At 71.7% G+C, this 11,878-nt stretch carries 11 protein-coding genes; 2 read left to right on the top strand and 9 right to left on the bottom strand.

What is annotated here, in order from left to right; genetic code table 11:
* Positions 1-3,170, top strand: a 3,170-nt coding sequence (locus C1I99_RS22655; protein WP_111136231.1) for a penicillin acylase family protein, incomplete at its 5' end; no start/stop codon positions are given.
* Between the two features lie 9 nt (positions 3,171-3,179).
* On the opposite strand, the gene C1I99_RS22650 is transcribed toward C1I99_RS22655, so the two are convergent.
* From C1I99_RS22650 to C1I99_RS22610, 9 genes are all read right to left on the bottom strand, one after another.
* Complete coding sequence (locus tag C1I99_RS22650; protein WP_111136232.1) at positions 3,180-3,794, bottom strand: LysE family transporter; 615 nt, start codon at positions 3,792-3,794, stop codon at positions 3,180-3,182.
* A 298-nt stretch (positions 3,795-4,092) separates the two neighbouring features.
* Positions 4,093-4,497, bottom strand: a complete 405-nt coding sequence (locus C1I99_RS22645; RefSeq protein WP_111136230.1) for a metal-sulfur cluster assembly factor — start codon at positions 4,495-4,497, stop codon at positions 4,093-4,095.
* Positions 4,494-4,970 (bottom strand): Fe-S cluster assembly sulfur transfer protein SufU, encoded by a 477-nt coding sequence (gene sufU, locus C1I99_RS22640; RefSeq protein WP_111136229.1) that lies wholly within the window; start codon positions 4,968-4,970, stop codon positions 4,494-4,496. The genes C1I99_RS22645 and sufU overlap by 4 nt, the downstream gene beginning before the upstream one ends.
* On the bottom strand, positions 4,970-6,274 hold the full coding sequence (locus C1I99_RS22635; protein ID WP_111136228.1) for a cysteine desulfurase: 1,305 nt from the start codon (positions 6,272-6,274) through the stop codon (positions 4,970-4,972). The genes sufU and C1I99_RS22635 overlap by 1 nt, the downstream gene beginning before the upstream one ends.
* A 10-nt stretch (positions 6,275-6,284) precedes the next feature.
* Complete coding sequence (sufC, locus tag C1I99_RS22630; RefSeq protein WP_111136227.1) at positions 6,285-7,058, bottom strand: Fe-S cluster assembly ATPase SufC; 774 nt, start codon at positions 7,056-7,058, stop codon at positions 6,285-6,287.
* Complete coding sequence (locus C1I99_RS22625; RefSeq protein WP_111136226.1) at positions 7,058-7,384, bottom strand: non-heme iron oxygenase ferredoxin subunit; 327 nt, start codon at positions 7,382-7,384, stop codon at positions 7,058-7,060. The genes sufC and C1I99_RS22625 overlap by 1 nt, the downstream gene beginning before the upstream one ends.
* Entirely contained in the window at positions 7,384-8,526 is a 1,143-nt protein-coding gene (sufD, locus tag C1I99_RS22620) for a Fe-S cluster assembly protein SufD (RefSeq protein ID WP_111136225.1), read from the bottom strand. The genes C1I99_RS22625 and sufD overlap by 1 nt, the downstream gene beginning before the upstream one ends.
* A gap of 80 nt (positions 8,527-8,606) precedes the next feature.
* Positions 8,607-10,037: a Fe-S cluster assembly protein SufB gene (gene sufB / locus C1I99_RS22615; RefSeq protein WP_111136224.1), complete on the bottom strand. Its 1,431-nt coding sequence runs from the start codon at positions 10,035-10,037 to the stop codon at positions 8,607-8,609.
* Positions 10,034-10,804, bottom strand: a complete 771-nt coding sequence (locus tag C1I99_RS22610; RefSeq protein ID WP_111136223.1) for a helix-turn-helix transcriptional regulator — start codon at positions 10,802-10,804, stop codon at positions 10,034-10,036. Before C1I99_RS22610 ends, sufB begins: the two co-directional genes overlap by 4 nt.
* A gap of 115 nt (positions 10,805-10,919) precedes the next feature.
* On the opposite strand from C1I99_RS22610, the gene C1I99_RS22605 reads away from it, so the two are divergent.
* Positions 10,920-11,864, top strand: coding sequence for a COX15/CtaA family protein (locus C1I99_RS22605; protein WP_111136222.1), 945 nt, complete (start codon positions 10,920-10,922; stop codon positions 11,862-11,864).
* Positions 11,865-11,878: the final 14 nt, after the last annotated feature.

The following is an 11,878-nucleotide window of genomic DNA, read 5'->3' as shown; positions in this document are numbered from 1 at the left end:
CCCCTCCCGCCGCCGCCACGACTGCCGCCGTCCCGCCGGCCCCAACCAACGCCGGCTCCACCAGCGGATTCACCGCCGGCGACCACTGTCTCGGCGAGTGCTCGGACATCCTGCCGCCAGGGCAGAACGGCAACGCCACCCTCGTCGACGTGCTCGCCAACCAGGCCTTCGGCACTCTGCCCCGGCACGCCGGGGATCAGCTCGGCCGGTACGCGGACCTGGTCTACGGTTACGCGGGGCTGCGCGAGGACCAACTGGGCGTCTTCTTCAACGACGCCAGCTTCGGGGTGCCACCCGATCAGGTCGAGCGCAGCTACTCGCCCCGCGCCGACGTGACCATCGTGCGGGACCGGGCGACCGGCGTGCCGCACATCACCGGCAGCACCCGCGGCGGCACGATGTTCGGGGCCGGCTACGCCGGCGCCGAGGACAGGTTGTTCACCATGGACCTGCTACGCCACGTCGGGCGCGGCACCCTCACGCCGTTCGCCGGTGGCGCGCCTGGAAACCGCGCGCTGGAGCAGAGCGTCTGGCGCAACTCGCCGTACACAGAGGCGGATCTGGCGGCCCAGGTGGAAGCGCTGCGGCGCAAGGGCCCCCGGGGCGCGCAGCTCTACCGCGACGTACAGGAGTACATCTCCGGCGTCAACGCCTACATCGGGCACTGCATGGCCAACCGCAACTGCCCGGGCGAGTACGTGCTCACCGGGCACCTGGACGCGGTCACCAACGCCGGCGGGCCCGAGCCGTTCCGGATGACCGACCTCATCGCCACCGCCGGCGTGATCGGCGGGCTGTTCGGCGGCGGGGGCGGCAACGAGATGCAGTCCGCGCTGGTCCGGCTGGCCGCGCGGGCCCGGTACGGGGTAATCGAGGGTGACCGCGTCTGGGCCGACTTCCGCAGCCGGGAGAACGCGGAGACGGTGCTGACCCTGCACGACGGGCAGAGCTTCCCGTACGGTGACGCCCCGGCGAACGCACCCAGCGTGGTGCTGCCGGACAGCGGGTCGGCCCGGGTGGAGCCCGTGATCACCGACCCCACCGGCACGGCCACCAGCCCCGCCACCGGCGCGCCGTCGGAGCTGGCCGCCGCGCTGTCCGGGCTGACCCTCACCCCGGCCGGCCGGGGCATGTCGAACGCGGCGGTGATCTCCGCCGAGCACTCCGCCACCGGTCACCCGATCGCGGTGTTCGGCCCGCAGACCGGCTACTTCTCGCCGCAGCTGCTGATGGTGCAGGAGCTGCAGGGGCCCGGGATCAGCGCCCGTGGTGCCGCCTTCGCCGGGCTCAACCTCTACGTGCTGCTCGGCCGGGGCCAGGACTACGCCTGGAGCGCCACCTCGTCGGCCCACGACATCACCGACACCTACGCCCTGCCGCTGTGCAACCCGGACGGCAGCGCAGCCACCCTGACCAGCAACTACTACCGCTACCGCGGGAGGTGCCAGCCGATGGAGGAGGTGTCGCACGTCAACGAGTGGCGGCCCAGCCTCGCCGACGGCACGGCGGCGGGCTCGTACCGGCTGGTCGCCCGGCGCACGGCGCTCGGCCTGGTCGCCTGGCGGGCGACCGTGGGCGGTGAGCCGCACGCCTTCACCCGGCTGCGCTCCACCTACCGCCACGAGGCGAACTCCGCGATCGGCTTCCAGATGTTCAACGACCCGGCCGCGATGGGCGACGCCGCGGCGTTCCGCGAGTCGGCCGGCACCATCGAGTACGCGTTCAACTGGTTCTACGTCAACTCCACCACCTCGGCGTACCTGAACTCGGGGCTCAACCCCGTGCGGGCGGCCGGGTCCGACCCGAACCTGCCGATGAAGGCCGAGCCGGCGTACGAGTGGCGTGACTTCGATCCGGCCAGCAACACCGCCGCGTACCAACCGCTGGCCGAGCATCCGTACTCGGTCAACCAGGACTACTACGTGAGCTGGAACAACAAGCCGGCCAAGGACTTCGGCGCCGCCGACGGCAACTTCAGCTTCGGTCCCGTACACCGGGGGAACCTGCTGGACCGGCCGATCCGGGCAGCACTGGCGGCGGGGCGGAGCTTCGACCGGGCCACGCTGACCTCGCTGGTCGAGCAGGCCGGCCTGACCGACCTGCGCGGCGCCGAGGTGCTCGACGAGCTGATCCGGGTGCTGGAGAGCCAGCCGGTCACCGACTCCGGCCTGGCCGCCGTGGTGTCCAAGCTGCGGGCCTGGCGCTCCGACGGCGCGCTGCGGGTCGAGACGGCCCGCGGCAGCAAGGTGTACCGGCACGCCGAGGCGATCCGGATCTTCGACGCGTGGTGGCCGCTGCTGGTGAGGGGCCAGTTCAAGGCGCCGCTCGGCGCCGAGCTCTACCAGGCACTGGTCGACGCCATGCAGATCAACGAGTCGCCGTCCGGGCAGCAGCGCGGCGACGAGTCCACCCTGCCCGGCTCGGCGAACGGGGCGCAGGGCCACAAGGGCTCGTCGTTCCAGTACGGCTGGTGGGGTTACGTGGATGCCGACCTGCGCGGGGTGCTCGGCGAGTCGGTGCCCGGCGGGCCGACCCGCCGGTACTGCGGCGGCGGCGAGCTGGCCGCCTGCCGGCAGATCCTGGTGGACACGCTCCGCACCGCCGCCTCCCAACCGGCGAGCGAGGTCTACCCGGGCGACGCGAGCTGCGCGGCGGGCGACCAGTGGTGTGCCGACGCGATCGTGCAGTCCCCGCTCGGCGGGCTGAAGCAGCCCGTCATCGCGTGGCAGAACCGGCCGACCTACCAGCAGGTGGTGTCGTTCCCGGCCCGCCGCGGCGACGACCTGACCAACGTAACCGCCGGCCGGCCGGTCACCGCCTCCAGCAGCCAGCTCTCCCTGCCCGCCGGCCGCGCGGTGGACGGCGACCGGGGCACCCGCTGGGCGAGCGGCTGGTCGGACAACCAGTCGATCACGGTGGACCTCGGTTCGGTCCGGCGGGTGGCACGCACGGTGCTGCGCTGGGAGGCCGCCTACGCCCGGTCGTACCGGATCGACGTCTCCGCTGACGGGGTCGGATGGCGGACGGTCTGGTCCACCACCGCCGGCGACGGCGGCACCGACAACAACCGGTTCGCCGCGACCAGTGCCCGCTACGTCCGGATGGTCGGGCTGACCCGGGCCACCTCCTACGGCTTCTCGCTCTGGGAACTGGAGGTGTACCCGCACTGATCGGGCGGCTCACCCAATCATCCGCAGCGCCAGCAGCGCGATCAGCGCGCTGGACAGCAGCGCGGTGACCAGCCGGCCCCGGGCGGAGGTGAGCAGCCGGCCGAGCGCCGATCCACTGCCGGCGATCAGCAGTTGCCAGCTCGCCGAGGCGACGAACGCGCCGGCCGCGAAGAGGCCGGCGGCCAGCGGATCAGGGTCGGCGTCCCGGCCCAGCACCAGCGCCGCGAAGTAGACCACCGTCGCCGGGTTGAGCAGGGTCAGCGCGAGCAGCCCACCGAACGCGCGGGCCGGGCTCTTTAGGCCACGGCGGTTGCCGCCGTGCGGGGCCACGGGGCGGGGGCGCAGCGCCCGCCAGGCGGTGTGGCCGGCGATACCGAGCAGCACCATTGCGGCGACCACCCGCAGCGGCCCAGCAGCCGGGGCGATCAGCGCGGCCAGCGCCGCTCCGCCCAGCGCCGCCACCGCCGCGTAGAGGCCGTCGGCCGTGGCGACCCCGAGCGCGGCGGCGGCGCCGACCCGGAACGAGGTGCGTGCGGTGAGCCCGAGGATGAGCACGGCGATCGCGCCGACCGGGATCGCAACGCCGTAGCCGGCGACCAGACCGGCCAGGAACGCACCGGTCACGACGGTCGCCGGCGGGTCGACACGTACCGGGGCGCGGTCCGCTGTCGGCACGCGGCGGTGGCCGCGCGGACAGGGATCATCTGCATCCGGTACGTCTCGATCACGGCCCCATTCTGAAGCGAAGGCGGTCGGCCGCGCGATCGGTTAACGCCGTTGCCGGGCGGGCCGCACGTAGGCCACCAACCTGACCAGCCCAGGTAGCCGTCCCGGCCGGCCCTGCGGGCACTGGCGGCTTAGCCGCGTCGAGCGCGACGCCCCAGGTGGGCGTCGCGCTCGACGGAGGACCGGTGTCGCCCGGTCAGACGTTGAAGCCGAGGGAGCGGAGCTGGTCGCGCCCCTCGTCGGTGATCTTGTCGGGCCCCCACGGCGGCAGCCAGACCCAGTTGATCCGGATGTCGTTGACCAGCCCGCCACCGGGACCGGTGGTCAGCGCCGCCCGGGCCTGGTCCTCGATCACGTCGGTGAGCGGGCAGGCCGCCGAGGTCAGCGTCATGTCCAGGGTGGCGACGTTGTCGTCGTCGACGTGCACCCCGTACACCAGGCCCAGGTCGACCACGTTGATGCCCAGCTCGGGATCGACGACGTCCTTCATCGCCTCCTCGATGTCGGCGACGGCCGCCTTGCCGCCGGCCGGCGCCGCACCGGCAGCGGCCGCGCCCTCGGTCGCCGGCGTCGCCGCGGTGGCGGTTTCCTCGCTACTCATGCCTTCACCTCCGATGGGCTCACGCCCACGCCGGCGCGTGCCGCGGCGTCCTTGAACGCCATCCACGGCAGCAGCGCGCACTTGACCCGGGCCGGGTAGCGGGCGACCCCCGCGAACGCCACCCCGTCACCGAGCACGTCCTCGTCCGGCGTGACCTGGCCACGACCGGACATCAACTCCACGAACGCCTCGTGCACCCGGTACGCCTCGTCCGCGTCCCTGCCGGTCAGCAGCTCGTGCAGCACACTCGCCGACGCCTGGCTGATCGAACAGCCCATGCCGTCGTACGACACGTCGTGCAGCACCTCGCCGTCGGTGGCCACCCGGACGGTGACCTCGTCACCGCAGGTCGGGTTGACATGGTGCGCCTCGGCGACCCGGTCGGCCGGGTCGTCCGCGTCACGCAGGCCGCGGCCGTGCGGGTGCTTGTAGTGGTCCAGGATGATCTCCTGGTAGAGCTGGTCGAGCTGCATCAGTCGAACACCTTCCGCGCCTGCTCCAGGCCCGCCACCAGGGCGTCGATCTCCTCGGTGGTGGTGTAGAGGTAGAACGAGGCCCGCGTCATCGCCGGCACGCCGAAGCGGGTGCAGACCGGGCGGGCGCAGTGGTGCCCGACCCGCACCTGCACACCGAGGGAGTCGAGCACCTGCCCCACGTCGTGCGGGTGGATGTCGCCGAGCGCGAACGAGATGGTGCCGCCCCGCCCGACCGGCACGGCCGGGCCGAAGATCCGCAGCCCCGGGACGGTGCCGAGAGCGTCCAGCGCGTACGCGGTCAGCTCCTTCTCGTGCCACTGGATGGCCCGCATGCCGATGCCGGTGAGGTAGTCCACCGCCGCGCCGAGCGCCACCGCCTCGGCGATCGGCGGGGTGCCCGCCTCGAACCGGGCCGGCGGCGCGGCGAACGTGGAGCCCGCCATCGTCACCGTCTCGATCATCGAACCGCCGCCGAGCACCGGGGGCATCGCGGCGAGCAGCTCGGACCGGCCCCAGAGCACCCCGATGCCGGTCGGGCCGCACATCTTGTGCCCGGTGAAGACGATGAAGTCGGCGTCGTAGTCGACCACGTCCATCGGCATGTGCGGCACCGACTGCGAGCAGTCGAGCAGCAGCAGCGCCCCGACCTCGCGGACCCGCTGGGTGATCCGCGAGGTGGCGTTGACCGTGCCGAGGATGTTGGACATGTGCACCATCGAGACGATCTTCGTCCGCTCGGTGACGAGCTCCGCCAACCCCGACTCGTCCAGCCGCCCCTGATCGGTGACCGGGAACCAGCGCAGGGTCGCGCCGGTGCGCTCGCAGAGCAACTGCCACGGGACGATGTTCGAGTGGTGCTCCATCTCGGAGATCACCACCTCGTCGCCGGGGCCGAGCCGGAACCGCGGGTCGGCATCGGGCCGCAGCGAGGCGTTCGAGAAGGCGTACGCCACGATGTTGATCGCCTCGGTGGAGTTCTTGGTGAACACCACCTCGTCCGCGCTCGGCGCGTTGATGAACGCGGCGACCTTGGCCCGCGCCCCCTCGTACGCCTCGGTGGCCTCGGTGCCCAACGTGTGCACCGAGCGGGACACGTTGGCGTTGTGCATCGCGTAGTGCTCGGCGAGCACGTCGAGCACCTGCCGCGGCTTGTGCGAGGTGTTGGCGCTGTCGAGATAGACCAGCCGGTGCCCGTTGACCTCCCGGTCTAGGATCGGGAAGTCGGCGCGCACCTTCGCCACGTCGTATCGCGGCACGTCGCCGTACTGCGGCATCCCGGGCGGGATCGCGATGGAGGTCATCTCAGCCGCCTCAGGCCCGTGCCGAACCGGCCCCGGCGACGTACCGCTCGTAGCCCTCTTCCTCGAGCTTGTCGGCCAGCTCCGAGCCGCCCTGCTCGACGATCCGGCCGGCGACGAAGACGTGCACGAAGTCCGGCTTGATGTAGCGCAGGATCCGGGTGTAGTGGGTGATCAGCAGCAGGCCGGTGTCGCCGGTGTCGCGGACCCGGTTGACCCCCTCGCTGACCACGCGCAGCGCGTCGACGTCGAGGCCGGAGTCGGTCTCGTCGAGGATGGCCATCTTCGGCCTGAGCAGCTCCAGCTGCACGATCTCGTGCCGCTTCTTCTCACCGCCGGAGAAGCCCTCGTTGACGTTGCGCTGGGCGAACGCCGGGTCCATCTGCAGGCGCTCCATCGCCCCGCGCAGCTCGCCGCCCCAGGTGCGCAGCTTCGGCGCCTCGCCGTCGATGGCGGTCTTGGCGGTACGCAGGAAGTTGGCCACCGAGACGCCGGGCACCTCGACCGGGTACTGCATGGCCAGGAAGAGGCCGGCGCGGGCCCGCTCGTCGACGGACATGGCCAGCACGTCCTCGCCGTCGAGGGTCACCGTGCCGCCGGTGATCTCGTACTTGGGGTGGCCGGCGATCGAGTAGGCCAGGGTGGACTTGCCGGAGCCGTTCGGGCCCATGATGGCGTGCGTCTCGCCCGAGCGGACGGTCAGGTCGACACCGGCCAGGATCGGCTTGAGCTCACCCTCGGGCAGCTTGACCGACACCTTCAGGTCGCGGATCTCCAGGGTGCTCATTATCGGGTCACTCCATTGCTCGGCGTCAGGCTGACGTAGATGTCGCCGTCACGGACTTCGACGGGGTAGACGGGAACGGGTTCGGTGGCGGGCAGCCCGGTCGGCTCGCCGGTACGCAGGTCGAAACGCGAACCGTGCAGCCAGCATTCCAGCGTGCAGCCCTCGATCTCGCCCTCGGAGAGGGCGACCGCGGCGTGCGAGCACTCGTCGTAGGCGGCGTAGAAGGTGCCGTCCTCGCCGTGCACCACCGCGATCGGAGTGCCGTCGACGTCCGCGCTGATCGCGGTCCCCTTCGGCACGTCCTCCGTGGAGCAGATCCGGATCATCAGGCGCCCGCCTTGGCCAACCGGGCCTCGATGGCGTCGCCGAGCCGCTCGCGCAGCTCCTCGACCGGGATCTTGTTGATCAGCTCGGCGAAGAACCCGCGCACCACCAGGCGGCGCGCCTCGGACTCCGGGATGCCCCGGGCCATCAGGTAGAACAGCTGCTCGTCGTCGAAGCGGCCGGTCGCGCTGGCGTGGCCGGCGCCGGCGATCTCGCCGGTCTCGATCTCCAGGTTCGGTACGGAGTCGGCCCGCGCGCCGTCGGTGAGCAGCAGGTTCCGGTTGATCTCGTACGTGTCGGTGCCGGTCGCCTCCGCGCGGATCAGCACGTCCCCCACCCAGACGGTGTGCGCGCTCTCGCCCTGCAGGGCGCCCCGGTAGCCGACGTAGCTGCGGCAGTCCGGCACCGAGTGGTCGACCAGCTGCCGGTGTTCCAGGTGCTGACCGGAGTCGGCGAAGTAGAGGCCGTACAGCTCAGCCTCGCCGCCCCGGTCGGTGTACTCCACCGACGTGTACTGCCGCACCAGGTCGCCGCCAAGGCTGACCTGCACGTGCACCACCTTGGCATCCCGGCCCAGCTTGACCTTCAGGTGCTGCGCCTGCACCGCGTCGTCGGCCCAGTCGGCCACCGTGACCAGGGTCAGCTTCGCCCCGTCGGCCACCGCCACCTCGACGTTGTCGGCGAGGGTGGCCGAACCGGAGTGCTCCAGCACCAGGGTCACCTCGGCGAACCGGCCCACCTCGACGAAGGTGTGCCCGAAGGCCAGGCCGTCCGCACCGTCGCCGACCACCCGCAGGGTCGCCGGCTCCGCGACCACCGCGTCGGGCGCCACCGACACCAGCAGCGCCCGCTCCGCACCGCCGTAGGCCAGCGCGCTGACCCGGTCACCCGGGGTGAGCACGCTGCCGATCCGCGGGTCGTCCCGACCCACAGTGGCGACGGAGACGCCCGCGGGCAGGTTCCCGTACTCGTGCCGGACGGCGCCGGTCGCGGTCTGGTCACCGCCGACCAGCCCGCGCAGCCGCTTGAGCGGGGTGAAGCGCCACTCCTCCTCCAGGCCGGTCAGGGCCGGGAAATCGGCGACGTCGTACGAGCGGAGCGCCTGCGTCTTGGTGCTGGGCGGCGCGGAAGCCTGGGTAGTCATCTCTTCCTTGGTCTGTTCTGCGACGACGGTGTCTTGAGCTGGGGCAGGCGGGCCGGCGAACCGGCCCGCCCACGGCGGCGTCAGCCGACCGCGCCCTCCATCTGCAGCTCGATCAGGCGGTTGAGCTCCAGGGCGTACTCCATCGGGAGCTCCTTCGCGATCGGCTCGATGAAGCCGCGCACGATCATCGCCATCGCCTCGTCCTCGCTCAGGCCCCGGCTCATCAGGTAGAAGAGCTGGTCCTCGCTGACCTTGGAGACGGTCGCCTCGTGCCCCATCGACACGTCGTCCTCGCGGATGTCGACGTACGGGTAGGTGTCCGAGCGGGAGATGGTGTCGACCAGCAGCGCGTCGCACTTGACCGTGCTCTTGCTGTTGGTCGAGCCCTCCAGCACCTGGACCAGGCCCCGGTACGAGGTGCGGCCGCCGCCCCGGGCGATCGACTTGGAGACGATGGTGCTGCTGGTGTGCGGCGCCGCGTGCACCATCTTGGCGCCCGCGTCCTGGTGCTGGCCCTCGCCGGCCATCGCCACCGAGAGCACCTCGCCCTTGGCGTGCTCGCCGGTCATGTAGACCGCCGGGTACTTCATGGTGACCTTGGAGCCGATGTTGCCGTCGATCCACTCCATGGTCGCGCCCTCGTGGCACACGGCCCGCTTGGTGACCAGGTTGTAGACGTTGTTCGACCAGTTCTGGATGGTCGTGTAGCGGCACCGGGCGTTCTTCTTGACGATGATCTCCACCACGGCGCTGTGCAGCGAGTCGGAGGAGTAGATGGGCGCGGTGCAGCCCTCGACGTAGTGCACGTACGCGCCCTCGTCGACGATGATCAGCGTCCGCTCGAACTGGCCCATGTTCTCCGTGTTGATCCGGAAGTAGGCCTGCAGCGGGATCTCCACGTGCACGCCCTTCGGCACGTAGATGAACGAGCCACCGGACCAGACGGAGGTGTTCAGCGCGGCGAACTTGTTGTCACCGACCGGGATGACCGTGCCGAAGTACTCCTTGAACAGGTCCTCGTGCTCCTTGAGGGCGGTGTCGGTGTCGAGGAAGACGACACCCTGCTCCTCCAGGTCCTCGCGGATCTTGTGGTAGACGACCTCGGACTCGTACTGCGCCGCGACACCGGCGATCAGCCGCTGCTTCTCCGCCTCGGGGATGCCCAGCTTGTCGTAGGTGTTCTTGATGTCCTCGGGCAGGTCCTCCCAGCTGGTGGCCTGCTTCTCGGTGGACCGGACGAAGTACTTGATGTTGTCGAAGTCGATCCCGGTGAGGTCGGCGCCCCAGGCCGGCATCGGCTTGCGGCCGAACAGCCGCAGGCCCTTCAGGCGCAGGTCGAGCATCCAGGCCGGCTCGCTCTTCTTCGCCGAGATGTCCCGCACCACCGCCTCGTTGAGGCCACGCTGGGCGACCGCCCCGGCGACGTCCGGGTCGGCCCAGCCGTACTCGTAGCGACCCAGGGCGGCGAGCTGCTCTTCCTGGGTCAGGGGCTGGACGATCTGCTCGGTCATCTATCTGTCCTCACAGTGGTGACGGTCTTTCCGGACTGGGCACGCCCCGGCTGGGCCGGGATGTGCGTGGTGCACACCCCGTCGCCGTGCGCGATGGTGGCCAGGCGCTGCACGTGGGTGCCGACCAGACGGGAGATCACCGTGGTCTCGGCCTCGCACAGCTGGGGGAACTCGGCGGCCACGTGCGCCACCGGGCAGTGGTGCTGACAGAGCTGACCGCCGGTGGCGATCGTGGACGCGCTGGCAGCGTATCCCTCGGCGGTGAGCGCCCCGGCGAGCGCCTCCGCCCGCGCGAGGGGGTCGTCACCGGCGTCCTCCATGGCGGCCCGGCAGCGGGCCTCCAGGGCGGCGACCTGATCGGCCGCGAACGCCTCGACCGCCGCCGAGCCACCGTTGCGGGCGATCCAGCGCAGCGCGGCGGTGGCCATGTTGTCGTAGTGGTGGGTGCCGCAGCGGACCCGGGCGGCGTCGGTCAGCAGGAACACCTTGGCCGGACGGCCCCGACCCCGGTGCCCGCGGACCGTCTGCTCCCGGGCCACGACGTCGCCGTCGGCGAGCATCGCGTCGAGGTGCCGCCGGATCGCGGCCGGGCTGAGCCCGAGCGCGTCGCCCAGCTGGGCCGCCGTGGTCGCCCCCCGCTCCAGCAGGAGCCGGGTGACCCGGTCCCGGGTGGAGAGGTCGGACGCGGCGGACGCGGCGGACGCGGGCTGACCGGCAACCGGAGCGGTCGCCGGCTGGCGCCCGGAGAGCCCTGCCGCGTTTTTCACAACGCCAACGTTACGTAATTCGCCCAGAGCCCGCAAACCCGGGTCCCGGTGATCCCAACCACCGCCACGGCGGAGTCGGAGGCTCCTCGATCACTACGGTGCGTAGGATTTGCGCGTGACTGCCGCCGTCCGGTTCCCGGTCTCCACCACCCTGCTGCGCCGTCTCGCGCTCGCCTCGATCATCGCGAACGTCGGCATCGTCGTCACCGGCGGGGCGGTCCGGCTCACCGCGTCCGGTCTGGGCTGCCCCACCTGGCCTCGGTGCACCGACGAGTCGTACACCGCCACCGCCGAGATGGGCGTGCACGGGGTGATCGAGTTCGGCAACCGGCTGCTCACCTTCGCGGTCGGCATCATCGCGCTGGCGGTGCTGTTGGCGGTGCTGCTACACCGCCCCCGCCGGCGCGGGCTGGTGCCACTCGCGGTCGCGGTCCTGCTCGGCATCCCGGCCCAGGCGGTGATCGGCGGGATCACCGTGCTGACCAACCTCAACCCGTGGGTGGTCGGGCTGCACTTCCTCGCCTCGATGGCGGTGATCGCCGTCGCGTACGCCCTCTGGCGGCGGGTCACCGACCCGGACGGCCCGGCGGTGCCCGTGGTGCCGGCCCCGCTGCGGGCGCTGGCCCGGCTCACCACCGGGGTCAGCGTGGTGGTGCTGGTGGTCGGCACCTGGGTCACCGGCAGCGGTCCGCACGCGGGCGACCACGGGGCGGCCCGCAACGGCCTCGACCCGGAGACGATCTCCCAGGTACACGCCGACGCCGTCTTCCTGCTGCTCGGCCTCTCGGTGGCGCTGGTCTTCGCCTTCCGTGCGGTCGGCGCGGCGGGGCCGGCCCGCGCCGCCGTCGTGCTGGTCGCGGTGGAGCTGGGCCAGGGCGTGATCGGCTTCGTGCAGTACGTCACCAACCTGCCGGCGCTGCTGGTGGGCGCGCACATGCTCGGCTCCTGCCTGGTCCTGCTGGCCGCCCTGGCGGTGCAGTGGTCCACCCACGAACGCCACCCGGTCAGCACCGGCCCGGCGATCAGCCCTGCCAGCGAACCCGCACTCCTGCCCAGCTGACCCGCTCCCACACC

This window comes from Micromonospora deserti (assembly GCF_003236335.1).
Classification (GTDB): Bacteria; Actinomycetota; Actinomycetes; order Mycobacteriales; family Micromonosporaceae; genus Micromonospora; species Micromonospora deserti.
This window is presented reverse-complemented; position numbering and strand designations above follow the sequence as displayed.